The organism is Porphyromonas somerae, from assembly GCF_022845615.1.
Lineage (GTDB): Bacteria > Bacteroidota > Bacteroidia > Bacteroidales > Porphyromonadaceae > Porphyromonas_A > Porphyromonas_A somerae.
The window spans coordinates 2,624,890-2,647,900 of record NZ_AP025559.1; the positions used below are offsets into that span (position 1 = coordinate 2,624,890).

The window sequence follows — 23,011 nt, forward strand, 5'->3', positions numbered from 1 at the left end:
CGCTGAGTCTTAATAAGTACTCGGGCGTAGTTATTTTTGAACATCACAGTGCAGGGTCTTCTACTTATTTTAGCAACACTAATACTGATTGCCATCTTCCCGTAACGAGCGGGTGAAGAGCTGGCGATTGAGTGTTATTTGGAAATATCGCTAGATATTTGTACCTTTGTGCCTATCAAAGAGTTGAGAGATGTATCGCTATCGGTTCTGATTGAGCAGAGCTGATGCGTTATTTCGCATCAATTTGATGGTATGTGGTGGTGCTTAAAAGTTTATGACGTACAGCAATACCACAAGAGAGTGAAAAAGTGTATGTAAATATTGTCTGAGGTAGCTGTGTTGGTTCACTCTATTTTCAGATTAATTTCAACAACTTATTTTTATGACAGATCCAATATCTGACTATTTAACTCGCTTGCGCAATGCTATTATGGCAAAGCATAGAGTGGTGGAAATCCCAGCGAGTAACATCAAAAAGGAGATGACAAAGATCCTTTTTGAGAAGGGGTATATTCTCAATTACATGTTTGATGAGAGTGGCCCTCAAGGAACTATCAAGATTGCTCTTAAGTACGATGTAGTATCTAAGAAAAATGCAATCAAGAAACTGGAGCGTGTATCGCGTCCAGGACTTCGTCGTTATGTAGGCTATCAGGATATGCCTAGAGTCCTTAACGGGCTTGGTATCGCTATCCTATCTACTAGCCAAGGTGTGATGACCAATAAGGAGGCTGCAGACCGTAAGATCGGTGGTGAAGTGCTCTGCTATATTTATTAATCTTAATAGGAAAGGAACAAAGTTATGTCAAGAATTGGAAATTTGCCCATTTCTATCCCTAACGGTGTCACTGTCACTATTAAGGATAATGTAGTGGTAGTAAAGGGCCCTAAGGGAGAGCTTTCTCAGAAAGTTGATCCACGTATCAAAATCAAGGAAGAGGAGAATGTGCTACACTTCTCAACTACCAATGGTACTAAGGAGGAGAGTGCGTTGCACGGACTTTATCGCTCGCTAGTACACAACATGGTGGTGGGTGTATCCGAGGGATATACTAAGACACTTGAGTTGATTGGTGTAGGATTTAGAGCTTCAAATGAGGGACAGCTACTTGAGCTATCAGTAGGCTACTCTCACCCTATCTTCCTGCTACTGCCACCAGAGATCAAGGTGGAGACCAAGATGGAGCGTAATAAGGCTCCACTCGTAACACTTTCTTCGGCCGATAAGCAACTGCTTGGTCAAGTTTGTGCTAAGATCCGTACATTCCGTAAGCCAGAGCCATATAAGGGTAAGGGTATCAAGTTTGTCGGTGAGTACATTCGTAGGAAGTCTGGTAAGACTGCAGCAGCTAAGTAATCACACTTTTGGATATTCGTAATCTATGATAACTAAGAAGGAAAGAAGATTAAAGATCAAGGCACGTGTGCGTAAAAACCTACACGGTACTGCTGAGAGACCTAGGCTGACTGTATTTAGAAGTAATAAGCAGATCTATGCACAGGTAATTGACGATGTGGAGGGAAGGACCCTCGTAGCATTCGACTCTAAGATGCTAGAGGATAAGCTACCAAAGAAGGAGCTGGCCGAGAAGGTGGGCGAGGCTTTGGGTAAGAAGGCTGTAGAAGCAGGTATCGAGACGGTCGTTTTTGATCGTAATGGCTACCTCTACCACGGACGTGTCAAGGAGCTGGCAGAGGGTGCTAGGAAAGCAGGATTGAAGTTCTAACACAACCATAAGTACAGTAAAGATATGAAGAGAATTAACTCTGTAAGTGGTCTCGAACTAAAGGAGAGATTGGTGGCGATTAACCGTGTGACCAAGGTGACAAAGGGTGGTCGTACCTTTACACTTGCTGCTATGGTAGTGGTAGGTGATGAAAATGGAATTATCGGCTATGGCCTAGGTAAGGCAGGCGAAGTGAGTGTGGCTATTCAGAAGGCTACAGAGGCCGCCAAGAAAAACCTTATCAAGGTGCCTGTACACAAAGGAACTATACCTCACGAGCAGTCAGCTAAGTTTGGCGGTGCACGTGTGATGCTAAAGCCTGCATCAGAGGGTACTGGAGTAGTAGCTGGTGGTGCAATGCGTGCCGTATTGGAGAGCGTTGGAGTGACCGATGTGCTAGCAAAGAGCAAGGGGTCGAGTAACCCTCATAACCTTGTTAAGGCTACCATTGAAGCACTAAGTGAGATGCGTGATCCACTCGAGGTGGCTAAGATACGTGGTATCTCGGTAGAGAAAGTATTTAAGGGATAAGTAAGAGTACACATATAGTAATATGGAGACTATAAAGATTAAGCAAGTGCGAAGTCGCATTCGTTGTCCAAAGGATCAAAAGGCAGCTCTTGATGCTCTTGGACTTAAGAAACTTAATAGGGTGGTTGAGCTTCCTAGAAATGAGGCTGTACTCGGAAATATCAAGAAGGTACACCACCTAGTTGAGGAAATTAAGGATTAATCTAGTGCGTGATTCTCCTTTTAGGGAGAAGCACCCAACTAATTAAAGATATATATTAGATATGAACCTATCAAATTTGAAGCCCGCAAATGGGGCTACAAAAAGTCGCAGAAGGATTGGTCGCGGTCCCGGTAGCGGCATGGGTGGCACTTCTACAAGAGGTCACAAGGGAGCAAAGAGCCGCTCAGGCTATAAGGCAAAGTTTGGCTTTGAGGGTGGTCAGATGCCACTTCAGCGTCGTTTGCCAAAGTTTGGATTCCGTAATCCTAATAGAGTAGAGTATACTCCTGTCAATCTTGGTGCTATCGAGGTACTTGCCCAGAAGGGTATTACTGAGATCGGGCAAGCAGAGCTAGTAGCTGCAGGTCTTGTGCACAAAGACGACAAGGTTAAGCTACTCGGTATGGGAGAGCTTACCACTAAGGTGAAGGTGACAGTTCACGCTGCCTCCAAGAGTGCCAAAGAGGCAATGGAGAAGGCAGGAGCAGAACTGGTGTTACTGTAAATATAGAGAAGAGTACCGATGAAATTTGTTCAGACACTCCGGAATATCTGGAAGATAGAAGATCTCAAACAGCGTATTATCACTACGGTGTGGCTGATTATCATCTATCGTCTAGGTACCCATATCGTATTGCCAGGGATTGATCCATCTGGCCTAGTAGCACTCAAGGATCAGACCCGAGGTGGTGTGATGGCACTTCTTGATATGTTTTCAGGTGGTGCCTTCAGTAACGCTTCGGTGATGGCACTTGGTATTATGCCATATATCTCTGCTTCCATTGTGATGCAGCTGATGGCTATCGTAGTGCCTAGTATCCAAAAAATGCAGAGAGAAGGTGAAAGTGGTCGCCGTAAGATCAATCAGTGGACACGCTATCTCACCATTGCCATTCTATTGGTTCAGGGTCCAGTTTATCTGATCAACCTCAACCACCAGCTGATGGCTGCAGGTAGTTCAATGCCTACTGGCTTCTGGTTTAGCTTTTCAAGTACCATCTTCATGGCAGCCGGCTCTATGTTTGCACTTTGGCTAGGTGAGCGTATTACTGATAAGGGTATTGGTAATGGAGTTTCTTTTATCATCCTTGTAGGTATTTTAGCTCGTTTCCCAATGGCAATTACTCAGGAGTTCGTGCTAAGGTTTAATAATCCAGGTGGTATCTTCCTATTCCTCCTCGAGATCTTAATCCTACTAGTGGTGATTGCAGGTGCAATTATGCTCGTTCAGGGTACTCGCCGTGTGCCGGTACAGTATGCCAAGCGTACGGTAGGTAACCGTATGTATGGTGGAGCACGCCAGTATATCCCTCTCAAAGTGAATGCTGCGAATGTGATGCCTATCATCTTTGCTCAGGCTATCATGTTTATCCCTGTGACGTTGTTCCCAGCAATGACCTCTAAGTCTACTTTTTGGCAAGGCTTTGCTACGGGTCAGAGCTTCTGGTACAATTTCACTTTCGCTATTCTGATCATCCTCTTTACCTATTTCTACACTGCGGTTACCATCAATCCATCACAGATGGCTGATGAGTTGAAGCGCTCCAATGGATTTATTCCAGGTGTGAAACCAGGTAAACCCACCAAGGAGTTCTTGGATAGTGTGATGAGTAAGATTACTCTTCCAGGCGCGTTGTTCCTAGCTATTGTGGCTATCCTGCCTGCTTTTGCACGTCTCTTTGGCGTCTCAGCGCAGTTTAGTTCATTCTTTGGCGGTACCTCACTGATCATTCTTGTAGGTGTGGTATTGGATACGCTCCAGCAAGTGGAGAGTCACCTACTACAGCATCACTATGATGGACTACTTGAGACAGGACGTATCAAGGGTCGCTCGGGAAATCTGTATTAATATCTTAAACAATTGCGATAAGGACTGATATGTTTGAGAGAAGAAAGATTTACCTAAAGACAGCAGAGGAGATCGAAAAACTCTATCGTGCCAATCAATTGGTAGGTATGACACATGGCGAGCTAGCAAAGCATATTAAGCCAGGGGTGACCACTAAGGAGTTGGATAAGATAGCTTACGAATTTATCTGCGACCATGGTGCGAAACCAGCTTTCTTAGGATATTCTGGTTTCCCTGCTTCTCTCTGTACCTCTATCAATGAATATGTGGTACATGGTATTCCCTCCGAGACAGCGGTGCTCAAAGAGGGGGATATCATCAGTGTGGATTGTGGTACAATCTTAGATGGATTTGTAGGGGATAGTGCTTTCACCTTTCCCGTAGGAGAAGTCTCAGACGAGGTCAAGGGCCTTTTGCGTACTACCCATGATTCTCTCTATGTAGGCATCGAAGCCGCTGTAGTGGGAAAGCGTATCGGTGATATCGGCAATGCAGTCCAGACCTACTGCGAGAAGCGTGGCTACTCTGTAGTTAGGGAGTTCACTGGTCATGGCATTGGTCACTCAATGCACGAGGCTCCTAATGTCCCTAATTATGGCCGGCGTGGTACAGGAGCTAAGATTGAAGAAGGGCTTTGCATTTGCATAGAGCCGATGATCAATCTAGGGAGTAAAAACGTAGTCATTTATGACGATGGTTGGACTACCCGCACCAAGGACCGTAAACCCTCTGCTCACTTTGAGCATTGCATCGCTATTGTAGATGGCAAGGCCAAGATTATGAGTAGCTTCGAATTTATCAAAGAAGCTCTTGGTGGCTTTCCATTCTAAGCACTGTAAGATATTGATATTGATTAATCACTAAAAGAAAGGTATTTATTTATGGCTAAACAACCAGCAATAGAGCAAGATGGAGTAATTCTAGAGGCATTGTCCAACGCTATGTTTAAGGTGGAGCTCGACAATGGCCACCAGATTACCGCTCATATATCTGGTAAGATGCGGATGCACTATATTCGTATTCTTCCTGGAGACCGTGTAAAGGTAGAAATGTCGCCTTACGATCTATCCAAAGGGCGTATCTCTTACCGCTACAAGTAAAGCTGTGCAAGGTTGAAGACCATATTATTTCAAGTTTATACACACAACACTACCCGTGCGAGGCATGTGAGCCACTAGTGGGTATCAAAAGAAATAGAGATTATGAAGGTTAGAACATCTTTGAAGAAGCGTACCCCCGATGATAAGATTGTCCGTCGCAAGGGTCGTCTTTATATCATTAACAAGAAGAACCCCAAGATGAAGCAGCGTCAAAACTAATCCCCCTCACCCCTTCGAGGGTGTAGATGGATAGTGTAGGCGTGTGATCTTTATCGGGTCAATTGACTAAGAGAGTTACACTTAACTAACAACTATAGTATTATATGGCAATAAGAATTGTTGGTGTCGACCTGCCACAGAATAAGCGTGGAGCTATCGCCCTTACCTATATTTATGGTATCGGGAGAAGTGCTGCTGCTACTATTCTTGATAAAGCAGGAGTAGACCCAAACATTAAAGTGCAAGACTGGACAGACGACCAAGCTGCCGCTATTCGTGAGATCATCTCGAATAATTATAAGGTAGAGGGTGATCTCCGTAGTGAGACACAGCTTAATATCAAGCGCCTTATGGATGTCGGCTGCTATCGTGGTATCCGTCACCGTATTGGTCTGCCCTTACGTGGACAGTCAACTAAAAACAACGCTCGTACTCGCAAAGGACGTAGAAAGACCGTTGCGAATAAGAAGAAAGCTACTAAGTAAGACTAGGAAGAAAACATGGCTAAGAAAACTGCTACTAAGAAGAGAAAAGTACAGGTGGATCCTATTGGACAGGCACATATCCACTCTTCCTTCAATAACATTATCATTACCCTTACCAATAACCAAGGGCAAGCAATCTCCCAATCTAGTGCTGGAAAGATGGGGTTCCGTAGTTCGAAGAAGAACACTCCCTACGCAGCGCAGATGGCAGCAGAAGATTGTGCTAAGGTGGCTTATGATGCCGGTTTGAGGAAAGTGACCGTATATGTAAAGGGTCCAGGTAATGGCCGTGAGAGTGCTATCCGCACTATCCACGGAGCAGGTATTGAGGTGATGGAGATTGTAGATGTGACGCCACTTCCACACAATGGATGTCGCCCTCCAAAGCGTCGTAAGCCTTAATTGGCTTGCTTCACTTCCCTTGTTTCACCGACACTTTGTCGTACGCAAGAGAGATTATATATTAGAATGAGGCTTCTCTGCATTCATACTAATGGATTGGTTGCACTTCTGCACCTTCCGACGCAGCTGTGCAGAGCTAGTTTCATGGTTACTAATTATTTTTATTACTATTTATAATGGCAAGATATACAGGTCCAAAAGCCAGGATTAATCGCAAGTTTGGAGAGCCAATCTTTGGCAATGCCAAATCGAAGAAAACTTACCCAGCTGGTCAGCACGGCAATTCTCGCCGTAGCAAGACTTCAGAGTATGGGTTGCAGCTGCGCGAAAAACAGAAGGCTAAATACACCTATGGCGTACTAGAGCGCCAGTTCCGCAACCTCTACGAGCGTGCTTCTCGTATGCCTGGTGTGCGTGGTGAGGTGTTGATTCAGCTTCTAGAGCGTCGTCTCGACAATGTCGTTTTCCGTCTAGGTCTAGCTCGTTCGCGCAACGCTGCTCGTCAGCTTGTTAATCATGGACACATCGTAGTAGATGGTCAGGTAGTTGATATCCCTTCATATACTGTTTCTGAGGGTCAGACTATTGGCATCCGCGAGCGCTCCAAGTCGCTAGCTATTGTATCTGAAGCAGTTCAGGTACTAGCACACAATCAGTACCCATGGCTCGAGTGGGATGGAGCTTCTATGACTGGTCGCTTCCTCCACATTCCAGAGCGTGCTGATATCCCTGAGACCATCAAGGAGCAGCTCATCGTCGAGCTCTACTCCAAGTAATGATGTCCCATTTTCACCTTTAATATTAGAGAAGAGATATGGCTTTAATCGCATTCCAAAAACCAGAAAACGTGCTTATGCTCGAGGGTACTGCTACACATGGCAAGTTCGAGTTTAAGCCACTTGAGCCAGGCTATGGCATGACTATAGGTAATGCTCTTCGACGTATTTTGCTCTCCAGCCCTGAGGGCTTTGCCATCAATAGCATCAAGATTGATGGGGTAGAGCATGAGTTTGCAACCATACCAGGTGTCATAGAGGACGTCACCAACATCATCCTGAACCTCAAGAAGATTCGTCTCAAGCAGGTGACCCCAGGTGAAGTTGGCGAGACTGCTGTTATCAAAGTCAATGGTAAGAGCAGCGATACCTTTACAGGGAAAGAGATTTCAGAGGGACTTAAGAGCTTTGAGGTCCTCAATAAGGATCAGCTTATTTGTCGGTTAGATAAGTCAGCTTCCTTCAGTATCCAATTGACCATTGATCAAGGTCGTGGCTGGATCCCAGCTTCGGATATTGCAGAGAGTTTCGACGACCCATTACAGATTGCTATTGATGCTATCTATACACCTATTCTCAACGTAAAGATTGCTGTAGAGAATACACGTGTGGGTCAGAAGACCGATTACGATAAGCTTTTGATTGAGATTGATACCGATGGCTCCATTCATCCAAAAGAGGCACTGAAGAATGCTGCTCATCTGCTGATTCAGCACCTAGAGCTATTCAGCGATGAGTATTTCTCAGTAGACCTTGAGTCTGAGCAAGAGGAGGAAGACTTTGACGAGAATACCCTAATGACTCGTCAGCTTCTCAAGAATAGGCTAGAGGATGTAGAGCTATCAGTGAGAGCATTCAATTGCCTACGCGCTGCAGGCGTGCTCACCCTTGGTGACCTCGTCAAGTACAGTCGTAGCGAGCTCCTCAAGTTCAGAAACTTCGGTAAGAAGTCTCTCAACGAGGTAGATGAATTGCTCGATAACCTTGGGCTCACCTTTGGAATGGACCTTTCGAAGTACAAACTAGACAACGAGTAAAATTATATAATGAGACATAATAAGAAATTCAATCCGCTCGGTCGTACAGCTTCTCACCGTCAGGCGATGCTCTCCAATATGGCTAACTCCCTTATTGAGCACAAGAGAATCATCACGACCCTAGCCAAAGCTAAGGCACTCAAGGTGTATGCAGAGCCACTCATCACCACCGCGATAAAGAATGGCGAGAGTGTGCACGCACGTCGTATAGTATTCCAAAAGCTGCAGAATCGCAATTCCGTAGTAGAGCTATTTGGCCCTATCAGCGAGAAGGTTGGCGATCGCCCAGGAGGTTACCTTCGTATCCTCAAGATTGGTCGTCGTCAGGGAGATGATGCTATGATGTGTTTGATCGAGTTCGTTGACTTCAATGAAGATCGCGTTAAGCAGGATAAGAAGTCTTCAACTGCAGGTAAGACCCGTCGTACCCGTCGTAGCCGCAAGAAGAGCGCCGATGCTCCAGAGACCCAAGCACAGGAGTCAGAAGAGAGTAAGAGCGAGGCTGCAGAGTAATCAAGCAACAAGCTAAGTGTAACTCACAGGAGAGAGGTAAGTGTCCACCGACACTCACCTCTCTCTTTTTTTGCCTTGTCAGATGGGGTGACTTATCGGACAAGTCGGACGGGTCGGACAAGTCTGACAAGTCGGGAGGTGCAGGCTAGTGGAGACTGTTACACGAAGGCGATCTGCGGTGTTGCTTTCGGAATTCTGGCTTGGTCACGTACGTAAGTACGCTCTCAGCGCCCTTATCCTCAGCGCCCTTTTGAGTACCTTGGCAGCCTAGCGGCTACCTAGCATCTCAACCTTCGTTCAAAGTCTCAGCACATTTGATTCAAATGTGCGAGAATAGCACTTCGTGCAACACTCTCTACATAGGCTTGTGCGACCACAAGGGTCGATGACGTATACCGTGCCTTTTTCCCGCTGGTCTTCGGGCTTCGCCCTTGACCAGGGGCTAGCTGAATGGCACCCTGTCGGGTGCTTTAGCTGGGGGTACCTTATCCGATTTCTTTGATGAAAAATGGATATTTGTAGGAAGTTAGGAATCAATGGGTTAGGAGGGCGAAAATTGAGATGCAACTAAGCATTTGCTTAGTTGCATCTCGCCGATTGCTTTGTTGCATCTCGCCGATTGCTTTGTTGCATCTCGCCGATTGCTTAGTTGCAACTCGCCGATCACTTAGTTGCATCTCAACTTTCGGAGACAGTAGGGAGTAGGTGTTAGATGTATACCTCTTCCGATATTCTGTGGTGATGGGATAAGGTATTATTTATAGGTCTATCTTTGTCGTTTATAGGAAACAAAGCGAAAAAATAAGTACATTTACCGTTCAAAGAGGTATTCTGCCTTACACTCTTTTTGGGATACTACCGTCCCTGTAGGTGAATATACTGAAAAATAATTAAGGTAAAATGAAACAAGAAATACTTAAGAGAGAATGGGAATACACATTCTATAAAGAGGGTGAAAATTTTTATTTGTCAGTCCTTTGTGGAAGTGTTGCATTGTATGATTTGATAATTCAGCTAGACTCTAATGAGTTACTACAGTATCATGAAGACGGTCAAACTTACTTAAACAAATTAGTTGAAGAAATAAGGAATCATCCGAGTCGCTTTATAGGTAGATCTATACTGTAAAGAGGATGAACTCTGGAGACTCGCCAACAGAGAGAATTTGTTCGAGAACTTGGACAAATGGCTAAATGAAGTGCCGCAAAATGTCTAAGATATCATTCGAGGTTGGGATAATGACTACAAGTTACTGCTGAACAAAGACTTGTCATCTTACTCAACTGGTGCAGAGCTTAAATCTCTATTGGCTTCAGCAGAAAATGTAGAGATATGGAAATACTTGAAGGATGATCCTGCTTATGCTTTTGAACTGGCTAAAGACAATAAAGTTTTACAAAGATGGAATCGAGTATGAATAAAGCTTTGAAGTTAAACTTCCATTACTTTGCTCTTCTAGTTGCGATAATTTACGTAACATGCTTGAATACATTGATTTATGACGACTATTGGACGCATAAAGTTGAAAGGGCTTTTGGGAAATTAGATTATTTAAAACCTTATATTAGTAAGGGGCTTAATATAGATTTCTCGGATTACTTGGATAATAGACCAGGTTGTAGAAGAATTCTCATGCTTGATTTTGGTGAGAATTGGCTATATTATTGTTTCGTTTTTATTGCTTTCATAGGATATATTATAGTGCCTATAATTTTAAGGCTCAACAAGTGCAAATTCAAGAAATCATATTTTGTTTTTGATGCTTTCTTTTGGTTGCTATATTTTTACGTTTTTATTTATAATAGCATTGTCAATTATCCTTTATACGGTGTTATACCATTAATAGTCCTGTCTCCAACGTGTTTGACTTTAATGGTTTGGCTTAGAATAAAACAGTATAAAATTTTGCTTAACCAACTTGTATAGTGGAAATTGTTCTCTTTTCTTTTCGCTATTTGTTTTTACTAATCGAAATAAGAATGAATGGTTACATTAAACTGAAGGAACAATTACCATCCATTCAACCCCTTTATAATGTTTGATAATAGGGGAAATCTATACTTTATAGGTCTATCTTTGTTGTTTTTCGGGAAACAAAGCGAAAAAAATAAGTACATTTACCGTTCAAAGAGGTATTCTGCCTTACACTCTTTTTGGGATACTACCCCAGTGGATGAAATTAATTTGATATGTGATGATCTCATCTCGCTAAACAAAATCCGCAAGACATTTGGGGACGATAACATAGAAGATGCAAAAAGTCTATTAAGAAAATTGGAGAATGACAAAATATTTGACATGATTTTTAATGTAGTAGAATAGTTATGTACAAACTAATAGAAAAAAGAAAAGACCGATATGGGTTTTATGTATGGGAGAAGTATTTCTCCTATTTAGTCAGGTCTAAAAAGGCATTACTGGTAGTCAAAAATCATCAAAATGAAGTTTTGTTCACATCCGAGGAAATGGCAATAAACCAGTATGCTATTATAGAAGATCAGGTTATTTATACTGGACCGGAGAACAACGTAACAAAAATCTATAACCTCAATACAAAAAAAGAGTTTGTTGTAGATACATATTTTTATGGATTAAATAAACTTCCCCAATATATAAAATCATCTATTTACTATCATATATTCGACTTTGTTCCCAACAATCAGTTCCTATATAATCTAAATACCAATCAAATCATTCCTCTGTCCATAGGAGAAATCAAAGGTAGTTTCGGAATAAATAATGATACTCATATTGTTACAGTAAAGGAAGGATGGGTATATTCGTATAGTAAAAATGATTTTTCCCTTCTGTGGCAGAAGGATATCGGAGAGATGACTCAGTACCGCTGGTTGTTTGGTACAATAGAAAGAGGTAATATTAGAGACATACATGAATACAAGGGTGATAGTGTTGTTGTCCTTACGGATATATTCATTGTGCGACTAAATATCAATACAGGAGATATTCTTTATTTACAACGACTTCCCCGTGGTCTGATATCTATCTCTATCATTGATAACAAAGCATACGGTTGTTATGCGTCCAGTTATATGGAGGTTGATTTGGATAATGGTGAGGTGATTAATTACATTGAGATGGATAAACTTGAATATCAAGGTGAAAAGTACGATGCAGAGATGGGCTTAAACCGCCTTTATGCTGGGTATCTCTACCATGGGATGAGACTCGAAGGTGGGGTGTTTGCGATAGGAGCCATTAATATTAACACAGGTATCCGAGAATGGGCGAATGTACTGGGTGTCCATTCGGTGCTTGAGATTCAATTTCATCAGAATAGAATGTATATTGCAGATTCAGGCAGAAATCTATACATTTATGAGAAGTCAAATACAACATTATAAAATTACTATATCTAAACAAAAGTACAGGACATTGGTCAAGCGACGTTATGAAACTTGAATAATAGAATATATGGACTTCGATGGAGTGAAGTTGCGGAGTTTTAAGTCGATGTTATTATTTTGAATAATAGGTAATTACATAGTGTAATAAAACATAGAATTAACGATAAAAATAAAAACGACTGAATTGGTCTGGAAATGTAAGATGCATAAAAAAGTTTAGAGAGGAATAAAACTATATGAGACGAAATAGACATACAAAACTATTTAGCTTGTGCGTAATGCATAAGCTACTCTTTGCGTGTATTATTCTGAATACCATCGTTGGTCTCAACTGTCAAGTAGCTGTTGCGCAGGTACGTTATCCAGTTCATGGGACGGTACAGGTGCTTCCTCCCTATGGGCTGTATTTGTCTGACTATTATGGTGGTAGTCAGGATCGCCTTGTCGTGACACTTCTCAATCGAGACTTGGAGCAGCCGTTGTTACAGGCACGTCTGCGAGTGCGGGTGAAAAACGGGATGAACTTCAGCCTTGAGTCTCGTGATGAGATCGTCTATCCTATCCTTGAGCTCTCCCCCAATGTTCCTCTCCGCCTCACTTCTATAGATATAGCCCCATATCTACAACCTGACCACATCCGTCTGAGTGGTCGATTAGACAACGGCCGTCTACCGGTGGGTATGACAGAGTTCTCCGTACAGGTTGTAGAATACCATACCGGTCGCCCTCTCTCTGCATGGCATACTGGAAGAGCTTGGTTAGATATCAAAAATCCACCTATCCTCAATTACCCTCGTCCCAATGAGGTTATTCCTTATCACGAGCCCTTTACTCAGGTGCAGTTCCAATGGATGCCACGTCATCAGGGAGTATCGGGTACCGAATACGAATTTGTGCTAAAAGAGCTGCCCGATAATGGTATAGCTCCTCAGTCTGCATTTGCCTATGGTATAGAGATCTACCGTACCAGACAGCGACAGACAGGCCTCTCCTATAGTGTCATGCAGCCACTGTCAATATAAATAGAATAAGTAATTCATAGAGATAATGTTAAAGAGCGAAAAGAAAAAATATGTTTTTGAGCAATTAGATCAGTTGCTCAAGCCACAAGGGTATCGTGCAACTAAGACGGGTGGGGCCCCCTACTATATGTTGGATAAAGATAATGCGAAATATAAGTTTTATCTTAACTTTAGTGATATGGGAGATTTATATTTCTCAAAATATTATATTGAATTAAAAGAAGTGACGAAAATACTAAAGCGAGTATTTGATTTAGACAATCCTTTGATCGATTTTAGACAAGCGAATATTCATCCAACCATTAATGACAAAAGCAAAAATCCATTTATCTACAAAATAATTGACAATTACCGTGAACTAAAGATATTTACCGATTGGGTAATAGACTATTTAGAAAACGATGGTAAGCAATTTATTGAGACATATTCCTATCTGCCAAATGTGCTAAAAAGAATGGATGAACTTGTTGCATTTGGAGAATATTGGACTGGAATACTTTGTGGTGGAGTTCCACATCTTTTTGAAGGGCTTATTATTTCAAAATTATGTAATGATCCAAAGATGGATGAGAAAATCGAATATGTGGATAAAATTTTTTCCACAAAAGATATCTCAGAATACCTACCAAATTACATTAAACTGAAGGAACAATTACCATCCATTCAACCCCTTTATAATGTTTGATAATAGGGGAAATCTATACTTTATAGGTCTATCTTTGTTGTTTTTCGGGAAACGAAGCGAAAAAAGTACATTCGCAATTCAAAGGAGCATTCAGCCTTACACTCTTTTGGGGATACTACCGTATAAAGTGGGTGTTTAATCATGTATCCGAAAAATTATACAGAAAAGGTGGTATTCATGAAAAACTATCCATAGCAATGGAAAATAAAAATATTGTTGGGCGATATGTTTTCGCGATAGATAAAAGCGATGGGACAAGTTATTTTGTTAAACTTTCAAATGATTTTTGATTATGAGAAATTTGGCGGATATTAATTTTAGTAGCAAAGAAAGAGAAAAACGTTTTTTGACTTACTATTCATTGACTAGTAGTGGAGTTGAAAGATTAAACCAGGACAATTTGATATTTGCTCTATATTCTTTTTTTGAAGAACATAGTCTAACTAAAGCCAAACAATATTTATATAATTGTGGTTTGTTAAGTGCATTTGATATTATTGAGTTTAACGACAGTCAGTTCGTGTATAACCTGCGCTCTATAGGTTATGCCATGTTGAGCGATAATATTCCATTTCTAAAGGAGCGGTTCGCTCATCTTACCTTTACAGACTTCTATCTAGACGATAACACCAGAGAAAGAATAGACCGTACGATGGAGGATCATGTATTGGCAGGCGATGACGGTTGTGTATTTGTTCATACAGTTCAGCAGTTCATATTGGGCAATGAGGAATTGATACAAAGGAATATTGAGATAATGGAAAGAGTGTGGTTTGATGGTAAAAATCAGAACAACACAATGCAATATGATGTAAACTTCTTCAAGGCACTACTTAAAAAGGACAAGGAGAAATGTGAAGTGATTCTACAGGAAATGGTCAGTCCGAAGATTCATCAGAAACGAAATGACGATCCTCTCCTAAAAAAGTATATCTCAATGCCGGCGCTTGGATATGCCAAGCTCGCATGGATACTGGGTATGGAAGTGGAAATTTGTCCTCTCCTGAAATAGTAGACACATAAACCATGCGAAATTATGGCAGAAAAGAATCGCAAGAGTAAAAAGAGAGAAGCTTATGATGATGCTTTTAAGGTCAAGGTGATACGAGAGTACCTAGACACCGGAGAGAACATTAGTAGCCTTGCTACAAGATTTAACATTTCAGTTTCGGCATTGTACTCTTGGTTGAGTAACTTTGGCATAGAAACATCACCAACTAATATTCTTAGTAGTATGAGCAAGAGTAATGCCGATTTAATCAAAGAGATGGCTGAACTGAAGCGAGCACTAGAAATAAATTTATAGGAATTGAATAAAAAGAAACGATTATGGCAATAGAGGTTGAGAGAGAATATATCCAAAAATGGACAAAGGAACATTTACCAGATTATACATCCCGACTAGGATTAATGGACTACATCTACTTTACAAAAGACGATGAAAATCTTACTATACAAACAGATATTCGCACACAGTTTTATGGAACTTTACTGTCATTTGGCGGATTCATCGTGGTATTCAAAGAATTTGAACGCATTTTCCTAAATGTTCTTGAAGACAACGTGGATGTATTATTATTAAAAAAACACTATGGTGATCATTTTATAACAGCTCTTTATGACTTTTCATACTCTGATTACTATGTGTTTCCAGAGCAATTGGAGTCAGAAGAGGAGCTAGAAATATATCTACAAGAATTTGTAAAGTGCGTTCGATATCATGAGAATGTTATCTTCCCCTATTTGAGTGACATAACAAACATGGCGAAATATGTAGGAAGTGTACCTTTTGAAAGAAGCTTAGAAATTAATGTAGGAGGAGGATATCCTGTTAGTTTTTTTAAGAAGCTGGCGATTTTAAAATGGGGTGGCTATGAGGAAAGATATGAAGAGTACAAGAAAGGGCTGGAAGCTTTTATTGAAGAGGGTTTTTCTGATCCAGAAGAAGCCGTCGAAGCCCCATTGAACAAGGAAGGTTTTGTTAATCTAATAGACTACCTCGAAAATAAACCGAATCCCTTTCTTAAATCTTAATGCCCAAAATGAGATAATACAAACGTAAATAATGTATGGAATAGAAAATGCAAAGATTCATATTTATATGCCAAAAGAGAATATAACTTCCGATTTAATTAGAACCTGGACGGACAATTTAAATAAGGTTAATCCAAAAAATGAGTTCGAAATACGAAGCATTGATGAATGTGTTAAATAAACGTTTATGATAGTAGTAGACAAAATAAGAGACCTTGATATCGCAAAACAACAGTTTGATTTTGATAGTGATATTGAAGAGTCTGTGGATTATCAAAGTTGGGTAGATTATATTGATAACAACCACAAATTATTCGTATGGTTTGAGGATACAGAGGATGGAAAAGAGGTGTTGAGTAAAATTGATAGCTTTCCCCTGAAGATGCAGCAATCATTGCTCTCCATGCTTAATAGGGTTCGGTGTTTTGCAAAATTCAATTCTAAGAAAGGACATTACGACTTGAGTGTTGCGTGCTCTAGCGAGAGCAAAAGAGTATCTATTTCTTTTGAGCGAAAACCGACAATCGAAGAATTGAGGCTATTTTTGGATATGGCGAATTACTTAGGGGCATATTTATTATTTGATAGGAAAAAGATAATTGATGCAAAGGTGATTGGAGAATTGGAAAAAGCACTTTAAAAGAAAAATACGTATGAGACAATCGAGAATGGGACGAAATGTCTTTATGACAAGAAGCTGGCGATTTTAAAATGGGGTGGCTGAACTGAAGCGAGCACTAGAAATAAATTTATAGGAATTGAATAAAAAGAAACGATTATGGCAATAGAAGTAGAAAGAGAATATATTCAAAAGTGGGCTAAGGTACACTTACCAGACTACAAGTCAAGAATTGCATCAATGGATTATATCATCTTTACAAAAGATGATAGCAATATTTCTATAGAGACTAGAATTCGCACACAGTTTTATGGAACTTTACTGTCATTTGCTGGATTCATCGTGGTATTCAAAGAATTCGAACGCATTTTCCTAAATGTTCTTGAAGACAACGTGGATGTATTATTATTAAAAAAACATTATGGTGATCATTTTATAACAGCTCTTTATGACTTTTCATACTCTGATTACTATGTGTTTCCAGAGCAATTGGAGTCAGAAGAGGAGCTAGAAATATATCTACAAGAATTTGTAAAGTGCGTTCGATATCATGAGAATGTTATCTTCCCCTATTTGAGTGACATAACAAACATGGCGAAATATGTAGGAAGTGTGCCTTTTGAAAGAAGCGGAGAAATTAATATAGGAGGAGGATATCCTGTTAGTTTTTTTAAGAAGCTGGCGATTTTAAAATGGGGTGGCTATGAGGAAAGATATGAAGAGTACAAGAAAGGGCTGGAAGCTTTTATTGAAGAGGATTTTTCTGATCCAAAATATATCACCGAAGCCCCGTTGAACAAAGAAGGGTTCGTCAATCTAATAGACTACCTCGAAAATAAACCTAACCCCCGTTGAACAAAGAAGGGTTCGTCAATCTAATAGACTACCTCGAAAATAAACCTAACCCCTTTCTTAAATCTTAATTCCCAAAATGAGATAATACAAACGTAAATAATGTATGGAATAGAAATTAAAAGAGAAATGAGACAAATGGCTAAATGAAGTGCCTCAAAATGTCAAACGGCTAATGGGTATATGAAAGCAGACATCGCATTGATTAAGTATGACGCTTTTGACAACATAGTCGATGCTTTCATAATAGAAAACAAACTCAGCGGCACTACCTCTTATACCAAAAGACAAATAGAAGGCTTTAGGGCGATTGTTAAGAATAAACATCAAACAATGAGAGTTATGTATGGCAGAGAAAACTTGAATGTTAACACAAAAGAAAAACAGATAAAGGCAGATAACATATATAGAATACACGACCATGGTATTGATAATCTTTTAAGTGTTGAAATACAAAGAATAGATATTGCAAGATAATATGGTTAAATCAGAGAAAAAGGGAATCGTATTTGGGGCTTTTGATTCACACTTTGACAAATATGGATACAAGGGCGTTAAAAGTGGTGGAGATCCGACATATGTAATGAAAACCGAAAACTACGTAGTGACATTCTTTATAAACTTTTTGGATCTGGGGGGGGATATATATATCAGGTGCTAGTATCTCAATTGCCAATGTGGAAGAAAACATCATTTCACTTTTTGGGAAAGCAGCAATTAAAAAGAGGTTTTTTTATGATGAAAAGAAGTATTTTTTATCTACAGTCTCTGACAAGGTTAACTTTAGCATGAATGATCCCAGGAAATTAGATAATGAGGTTAATTTACTCGATTTTGCGAACTCTTACATCAACTATTATGAGGAAAAGGGCAAGCACTTTATAGAACATTATTCCTCTCTTCCAAATATATTAAAGAGGATGAATGAACTAACATTGGTGGGTAAGGTTTGGCAAGATAGAGGAGTTGGAATTCTTTCTGGTGCTCTAGATGCTCAACTCAGAGGCTTAATCATTGCAAAGCTATGCAATGATAATGGATTAAATGATATGATATTGATGTGTGATGAAATTTTTTATAGAGATCAATACAAAGACTGGCTTCCATACTACATTAAACTGAAGGAACAATTACCATCCATTCAACCCCTCTACAATGTATGATAATAAGAGAAATCTATACTTTATAGGTCTATCTTTGTTGTTTATGGGAAGCAAAGCGAAAAAAGTATATTCGCAATTCAAAGGAGTTTTCAGCCTTACACACTTTTTGGGTTATTACCCATCAGGTGCATACTTAGGATAAATAAGAGCAGGGCTAGAATCAAAGTACTTATACTGATGATGGACCAAATCCGATTTCTTAACGATGATGTCTTACGAAATTCTATGAAGTATTTTAGATACCTATCTTTCCTCCATAGGGTAAAGTAGTTAATCGGTAAAGTCACGATGGCGGTAATGACTATGAAGGTTGCTCTACTTAGCTTTGCTGGTGATGCACTCGGTATTAGTAAGGTGGTGAAGTTTGCAATGGTCCATAGGATAAGTGTCGTGAATGCCAGCATGCTTGTATCAGAAAGGAGCACTATGGTACTGATCTTTTCATTTGTCAGACTTCTTACTACCTCCTTATTTACTCTCATGTATTTCTCTTTATTGATCATGCCCAATCTGTACGGAATGCGAATGAGGATCATCCCAAATATTCTATAGTATAAAATCTGGGTCCAACGATTGTAGTAGTAATGACCGTAATACAATCTATTCCATATATATATTATCTTTTTTATGTCCCTATAGTGTGTGTATGCAACCACAAATGTACCTATTTCCCGCTTCCCATAAGCTATAGATAAGGACCTCCAGGGGAGGCACGGGGGGACCTAATCGGACGAGTCGGACAGGTCGGACAGGTCAGACGAGTCAGACGCCCTCCACTTGAGGCTGTTGCACGGAGTGCATAATGAATAGCCTCTTCACTAATCACCAACAAATAAAAGGCTTTGAAGGACCTCTGCGAGGTCCTTACTCATAGACACCTTGCTAAAGACCTTTCTAATGCGTAACCCCTGTCGTACGAAACGTTGGGGCAAGTGGTTCCGTGCTTTTTTGGTAGATTTGTATGAATATAAATCAAACATCCAAAATAGATATCATGAGACGTAGCGTAACGATCCAATGGATGCTCGCACTTATACCACTACTAGCGAGCTTAAGTATCAGTGCCGTAGCACAAACCACCAAGAGCCCGTGGAGCATCGAAGAGGCCACCCCTGGCTCCATTCAGTATGCCCAGCTGATGCCGGAGAGCACCCAGTCCCTCAATATGGTCAATGAAGGGCTCCTTGTGCTTCAGGAAGATGGTTTGTATGCCGAGGGCATCCAAGGGCGACAACTGATTGCCAGCCGAGAGAGCCTTGGCCTTACTCCCTACTACATGCACTTCAAAGGCGACCTCCTCTGTGCCAATGTAGGAGGCGATTGGGTGCTTTGGGATTATAAAAAGCAACAAGAAGTCTATCGCTATAGCTTTGATCGGAAGCGTTGGACCCACTTCACACCCACTGCACAAGGGCATTATGCCCTTCTTTCCGATGGGCAGAACATTGCCGTTGTCACCCCTGGGCAAGAGCCCAAGCTGCTCACCACCGATGGCTCCTTTGATATCGCTTACGGTGTCTCCGTGCACCGCAATGAGTTCGGTATTGATGGCGGACTCTTCCCCTCACCCGATGGCCGATACTTCGCCTTTTATCGCAATGATCAGAGCGATGTAGAGTCCTACCCCATTGTCCAGATCAATCCACAGATTGCCCAGTACCAACCCATCAAATATCCAATGGCAGGTCGCAAGAGCGAAAAAGTGACCATTGGCATTTACGACAGCCAGAAGGGAACCATCCAGTACCTACAGACGGGTGCTCCCACCGACCGCTTCTTTACTAATCTCGCTTGGACTCCCGATAGCAAGAGCCTTGTGATTGACGAAGTAGAGCGTAGCCAGGCAGAGACTAACCTCCGGGAGTACAACGTTGCTACAGGTCGATTGGTCCGTACCCTCCTTAAGGAGACCCATCCCAAGTACATTGAGCCTTCTACTCCTATTCGCTTCTTGCAAGATGGCCGTTTTGTGCGGCTCAGTCGTGTCCGTGGCTACAATCATCTCTACTTATATAGCAGAGAGGGGCACTTGCTCACCCAGCTCACAGATGGAGCATGGGAGGTGAAGGAGCTGATGGGCATTGATGAGGCCAGCGGTTACATCTACTTCACCTCCAATAAAGATTACCCCATTGGTCAAGACCTCTACAGAGTCTCCCTCAAGCGTCCTCGCGTAGAGCGTATCACCGAGGGCAATGGCACCCATTACGTTTGGCTCTCTCCCGACTTTAGCCTCGCCTACGATCGCTTTTCCAATCTGGATACCCCATCAGTGGAGCAACTGATCTCACTAAAAGGGAAGCGACAAGTGCGTGAGCTACTGCGTGCCGAGGATCCTCTAGCTAATAAATACCGTCCTACTGTAGAGCTTGGTAGCCTCAAAACAGCTGAGGGCGACGACCTCTACTACAAGCTGACCCACCCCGCAGAGTTGGAGCCTGGTCGTAAATACCCAGTGGTCCTTTACGTCTATGGCGGTCCTCATTCTCAGCTCGTTACAGATAGTTGGCGGTCACTTCATATGGGGTGGGACACCTATATGGCACAAGAGGGCTACATTGTCTTTACCCTAGATAATCGTGGTACCTCCAATCGTGGTATGGACTTTGAGACCATCACCCACCGACAGCTAGGAAAGGTAGAGATGGCCGATCAGATGCTCGGCATCGACTACCTTCGCAGCCTTCCCTATGTGGATGCCGATCGCATCGGCGTCTATGGTTGGAGCTTTGGCGGATTTATGGCGACCAACCTGATGCTCAGCCACCCAGAGACCTTCAAGGTAGGGGTCGCTGGAGGTCCAGTGATGAATTGGGCCTACTACGAGGTGATGTATGGTGAGCGCTATATGGATACTCCTGCCGAGAATCCTCAAGGCTACCAAGAGAGCAACCTCATTGAGCGTGCTGGAGATCTCAAGGGTCGCCTACTGCTCATCCACGGAGGGGTGGACCCCGTTGTCCTTTGGCAGCACTCCCAGTTATTCCTTCAGGCGAGTGTCAAGGCTGGCACCCTTCCTGATTACATGGTTTATCCGATGGATGAGCACAACGTCCGCGGTCAGGACCGTGTGCACCTCCACAAGGTGATTTGTCGTTATTTTGAAGATCATTTGAAGTAAAGCCAAGAGCATAGATATATGAAAGCATTAATTATCGGTAGCGGTGGCCGAGAGCAGGCCCTTGCATGGAAAATAGGGTTGAGCGATATGATCACCCACATTTATATGGCTCCAGGCAATGGCGGTAGCCTACCCAAGTGCCACAATGTGCCTATCGGCATCACGCAGTTTGAAGCCATCGCTCAGTTGATCAAAGAAAAAGAGATCGAGTTGGTGATTGTCGGTCCCGAGGTGCCTTTGGTAGAGGGAATCGTTGATTTCCTACAGGCTGATCCCCAGCTGAGCCACCTCCATATTGTCGGTCCTACCAAGGCCGGTGCCGAATTGGAGGGGAGCAAAGAGTTTGCCAAAGCCTTTATGCTTCGCCATGGTATCCCTACTGCCAAGTACCGCTCCTTTACTAGTGAGACCCTTGAGGAGGGGCTTCGCTATCTGAGGGGAGAAGAGCGACCCCCTTACGTGCTGAAGGCCGATGGCTTGGCTGCCGGCAAAGGAGTGGTCATTCCTGAGACCCTAGAGGAGGCTGAGGCCGAGATGAAAGAGATGCTAGGGGGTAAGTTTGGTTCCGCCGGTGCCACCGTTGTGGTGGAGAGTCACCTCTCTGGCATCGAGTGCTCCGTTTTTGTCCTCACCGATGGCCGAGATTATATGCTTCTCCCTACCGCCAAGGATTACAAACGTATTGGCGAGGGCGATACCGGGCTCAATACGGGTGGTATGGGGGCGGTATCTCCCGTTCCCTTTGTGGATGATGCCTTTATCCAAAAGGTGGAAGAGCGCATTATCCGCCCCACTATCCAAGGGCTCCACTCCGAAGGAATTGACTACCGTGGCTTCATCTTCTTCGGACTGATGAACGTTGCTGGCGACCCCTACGTGATTGAGTACAATTGTCGCATGGGCGATCCCGAAACCGAGGCGGTGATGCTACGCATCAAGGGCGATCTCGTCGGCTCTATGCTGGCACTCAAAGAGCAGGTGCTGGGACAGATGGAGCCCCTCCTAGAGTTTGATCAAGTGGCCACCACGGTCGTCACCGTCTCCAAAGGCTATCCCGAAGCGTATCAAAAAGGCTACCCTATCACAGGGCTAGAGGGTGAGGCTACTCCTGACCTACAGATATTTCACATGGGTACAGCCTCCCAAGAAGAGGGGGTGGTCACCTCTGGTGGTCGTGTGCTTGCCATCTCCTCTATGGGCGATACCATTCAGGAGGCCCTTGATAAAGCCTACCATCGTCTGCAAGGTGTGCACTACGAAGGCATCACCTACCGCCACGACATTGGGCAGGATCTATTGAAGCTGTGAT

Annotated in this window: 30 protein-coding genes; 29 read left to right on the forward strand and 1 reads right to left on the reverse strand. The window is 42.4% G+C overall.

The features are described from left to right. Positions 1-382: 382 nt before the first annotated feature. The 27 genes from rpsH (at position 383) to MWL85_RS11210 (ending at position 18,581) form a co-directional block, all read left to right on the forward strand. Positions 383-778 carry a 30S ribosomal protein S8 gene (rpsH, locus tag MWL85_RS11080; protein ID WP_021903027.1) on the forward strand — a complete coding sequence of 132 codons (396 nt, stop codon included), beginning with the start codon at positions 383-385 and terminating at the stop codon, positions 776-778. 24 nt (positions 779-802) lie between these two features. After that, positions 803-1,357: a 50S ribosomal protein L6 gene (gene rplF, locus MWL85_RS11085; RefSeq protein ID WP_018028980.1), complete on the forward strand. Its 555-nt coding sequence runs from the start codon at positions 803-805 to the stop codon at positions 1,355-1,357. Between the two features lie 25 nt (positions 1,358-1,382). Then, the gene (gene rplR / locus MWL85_RS11090; protein WP_018028981.1) at positions 1,383-1,727 is read left to right on the forward strand and encodes a 50S ribosomal protein L18; all 345 of its coding nucleotides are present in this window, start codon (positions 1,383-1,385) and stop codon (positions 1,725-1,727) included. A 24-nt stretch (positions 1,728-1,751) separates the two neighbouring features. Further along, positions 1,752-2,258, forward strand: coding sequence for a 30S ribosomal protein S5 (gene rpsE, locus MWL85_RS11095; RefSeq protein ID WP_018028982.1), 507 nt, complete (start codon positions 1,752-1,754; stop codon positions 2,256-2,258). 22 nt (positions 2,259-2,280) lie between these two features. Continuing rightward, positions 2,281-2,460 (forward strand): 50S ribosomal protein L30, encoded by a 180-nt coding sequence (gene rpmD, locus MWL85_RS11100; protein WP_018028983.1) that lies wholly within the window; start codon positions 2,281-2,283, stop codon positions 2,458-2,460. 61 nt (positions 2,461-2,521) lie between these two features. Then, positions 2,522-2,965 carry a 50S ribosomal protein L15 gene (gene rplO, locus MWL85_RS11105; protein ID WP_018028984.1) on the forward strand — a complete coding sequence of 148 codons (444 nt, stop codon included), beginning with the start codon at positions 2,522-2,524 and terminating at the stop codon, positions 2,963-2,965. An 18-nt stretch (positions 2,966-2,983) separates the two neighbouring features. After that, positions 2,984-4,309, forward strand: coding sequence for a preprotein translocase subunit SecY (secY, locus tag MWL85_RS11110; RefSeq protein ID WP_018028985.1), 1,326 nt, complete (start codon positions 2,984-2,986; stop codon positions 4,307-4,309). 29 nt (positions 4,310-4,338) lie between these two features. Beyond that, complete coding sequence (gene map, locus MWL85_RS11115; RefSeq protein WP_244400736.1) at positions 4,339-5,139, forward strand: type I methionyl aminopeptidase; 801 nt, start codon at positions 4,339-4,341, stop codon at positions 5,137-5,139. 51 nt (positions 5,140-5,190) lie between these two features. Beyond that, a complete protein-coding gene (gene infA / locus MWL85_RS11120) occupies positions 5,191-5,409 on the forward strand; it encodes a translation initiation factor IF-1 (RefSeq protein WP_018028987.1) in 219 nt (72 codons plus the stop codon). A 102-nt stretch (positions 5,410-5,511) separates the two neighbouring features. Further along, a complete protein-coding gene (gene rpmJ, locus MWL85_RS11125; protein ID WP_018028988.1) occupies positions 5,512-5,628 on the forward strand; it encodes a 50S ribosomal protein L36 in 117 nt (38 codons plus the stop codon). 104 nt (positions 5,629-5,732) lie between these two features. Next, the gene (rpsM, locus tag MWL85_RS11130; RefSeq protein ID WP_018028989.1) at positions 5,733-6,113 is read left to right on the forward strand and encodes a 30S ribosomal protein S13; all 381 of its coding nucleotides are present in this window, start codon (positions 5,733-5,735) and stop codon (positions 6,111-6,113) included. 15 nt (positions 6,114-6,128) lie between these two features. Then, the gene (gene rpsK, locus MWL85_RS11135) at positions 6,129-6,515 is read left to right on the forward strand and encodes a 30S ribosomal protein S11 (RefSeq protein WP_018028990.1); all 387 of its coding nucleotides are present in this window, start codon (positions 6,129-6,131) and stop codon (positions 6,513-6,515) included. A gap of 176 nt (positions 6,516-6,691) precedes the next feature. Further along, positions 6,692-7,291, forward strand: coding sequence for a 30S ribosomal protein S4 (gene rpsD / locus MWL85_RS11140; RefSeq protein ID WP_018028991.1), 600 nt, complete (start codon positions 6,692-6,694; stop codon positions 7,289-7,291). A 38-nt stretch (positions 7,292-7,329) separates the two neighbouring features. Beyond that, complete coding sequence (locus MWL85_RS11145) at positions 7,330-8,328, forward strand: DNA-directed RNA polymerase subunit alpha (protein ID WP_018028992.1); 999 nt, start codon at positions 7,330-7,332, stop codon at positions 8,326-8,328. 9 nt (positions 8,329-8,337) lie between these two features. Beyond that, positions 8,338-8,841 (forward strand): 50S ribosomal protein L17, encoded by a 504-nt coding sequence (gene rplQ, locus MWL85_RS11150; RefSeq protein WP_018028993.1) that lies wholly within the window; start codon positions 8,338-8,340, stop codon positions 8,839-8,841. Positions 8,842-9,741: 900 nt separating this feature from the next. Beyond that, positions 9,742-9,969 (forward strand): hypothetical protein, encoded by a 228-nt coding sequence (locus MWL85_RS11155; protein ID WP_070708396.1) that lies wholly within the window; start codon positions 9,742-9,744, stop codon positions 9,967-9,969. Between the two features lie 1,196 nt (positions 9,970-11,165). Then, positions 11,166-12,203 carry a PQQ-binding-like beta-propeller repeat protein gene (locus MWL85_RS11160; protein WP_018029269.1) on the forward strand — a complete coding sequence of 346 codons (1,038 nt, stop codon included), beginning with the start codon at positions 11,166-11,168 and terminating at the stop codon, positions 12,201-12,203. Between the two features lie 239 nt (positions 12,204-12,442). After that, a complete protein-coding gene (locus MWL85_RS11165) occupies positions 12,443-13,228 on the forward strand; it encodes a hypothetical protein (protein ID WP_244400737.1) in 786 nt (261 codons plus the stop codon). Between the two features lie 25 nt (positions 13,229-13,253). Next, positions 13,254-13,913, forward strand: a complete 660-nt coding sequence (locus MWL85_RS11170) for a hypothetical protein (RefSeq protein ID WP_244400738.1) — start codon at positions 13,254-13,256, stop codon at positions 13,911-13,913. A 550-nt stretch (positions 13,914-14,463) separates the two neighbouring features. Then, positions 14,464-14,925 (forward strand): Imm49 family immunity protein, encoded by a 462-nt coding sequence (locus tag MWL85_RS11175; protein WP_244400739.1) that lies wholly within the window; start codon positions 14,464-14,466, stop codon positions 14,923-14,925. A gap of 24 nt (positions 14,926-14,949) precedes the next feature. Next, complete coding sequence (locus MWL85_RS11180) at positions 14,950-15,219, forward strand: transposase (protein ID WP_244400740.1); 270 nt, start codon at positions 14,950-14,952, stop codon at positions 15,217-15,219. Positions 15,220-15,242: 23 nt separating this feature from the next. Next, entirely contained in the window at positions 15,243-15,947 is a 705-nt protein-coding gene (locus MWL85_RS11185; protein WP_244400741.1) for a hypothetical protein, read from the forward strand. A gap of 187 nt (positions 15,948-16,134) precedes the next feature. Then, positions 16,135-16,587 carry a PDDEXK family nuclease gene (locus MWL85_RS11190; RefSeq protein ID WP_244400742.1) on the forward strand — a complete coding sequence of 151 codons (453 nt, stop codon included), beginning with the start codon at positions 16,135-16,137 and terminating at the stop codon, positions 16,585-16,587. Positions 16,588-16,725: 138 nt separating this feature from the next. Then, positions 16,726-17,421, forward strand: a complete 696-nt coding sequence (locus MWL85_RS11195; RefSeq protein WP_244400743.1) for a hypothetical protein — start codon at positions 16,726-16,728, stop codon at positions 17,419-17,421. A gap of 180 nt (positions 17,422-17,601) precedes the next feature. Further along, the gene (locus tag MWL85_RS11200) at positions 17,602-17,895 is read left to right on the forward strand and encodes a hypothetical protein (RefSeq protein WP_021902721.1); all 294 of its coding nucleotides are present in this window, start codon (positions 17,602-17,604) and stop codon (positions 17,893-17,895) included. A 1-nt stretch (position 17,896) separates the two neighbouring features. Next, positions 17,897-18,079, forward strand: coding sequence for a hypothetical protein (locus MWL85_RS11205; RefSeq protein ID WP_021902720.1), 183 nt, complete (start codon positions 17,897-17,899; stop codon positions 18,077-18,079). Between the two features lie 16 nt (positions 18,080-18,095). Beyond that, on the forward strand, positions 18,096-18,581 hold the full coding sequence (locus tag MWL85_RS11210) for a hypothetical protein (RefSeq protein ID WP_244400744.1): 486 nt from the start codon (positions 18,096-18,098) through the stop codon (positions 18,579-18,581). A gap of 95 nt (positions 18,582-18,676) precedes the next feature. On the opposite strand, the gene MWL85_RS11215 is transcribed toward MWL85_RS11210, so the two are convergent. Further along, positions 18,677-19,063, reverse strand: a complete 387-nt coding sequence (locus MWL85_RS11215) for a hypothetical protein (RefSeq protein ID WP_244400745.1) — start codon at positions 19,061-19,063, stop codon at positions 18,677-18,679. A 479-nt stretch (positions 19,064-19,542) separates the two neighbouring features. On the opposite strand from MWL85_RS11215, the gene MWL85_RS11220 reads away from it, so the two are divergent. Then, complete coding sequence (locus tag MWL85_RS11220; RefSeq protein ID WP_244400746.1) at positions 19,543-21,702, forward strand: S9 family peptidase; 2,160 nt, start codon at positions 19,543-19,545, stop codon at positions 21,700-21,702. 18 nt (positions 21,703-21,720) lie between these two features. Next, complete coding sequence (purD, locus tag MWL85_RS11225; RefSeq protein WP_244400747.1) at positions 21,721-23,010, forward strand: phosphoribosylamine--glycine ligase; 1,290 nt, start codon at positions 21,721-21,723, stop codon at positions 23,008-23,010. Position 23,011 lies beyond the last annotated feature (1 nt).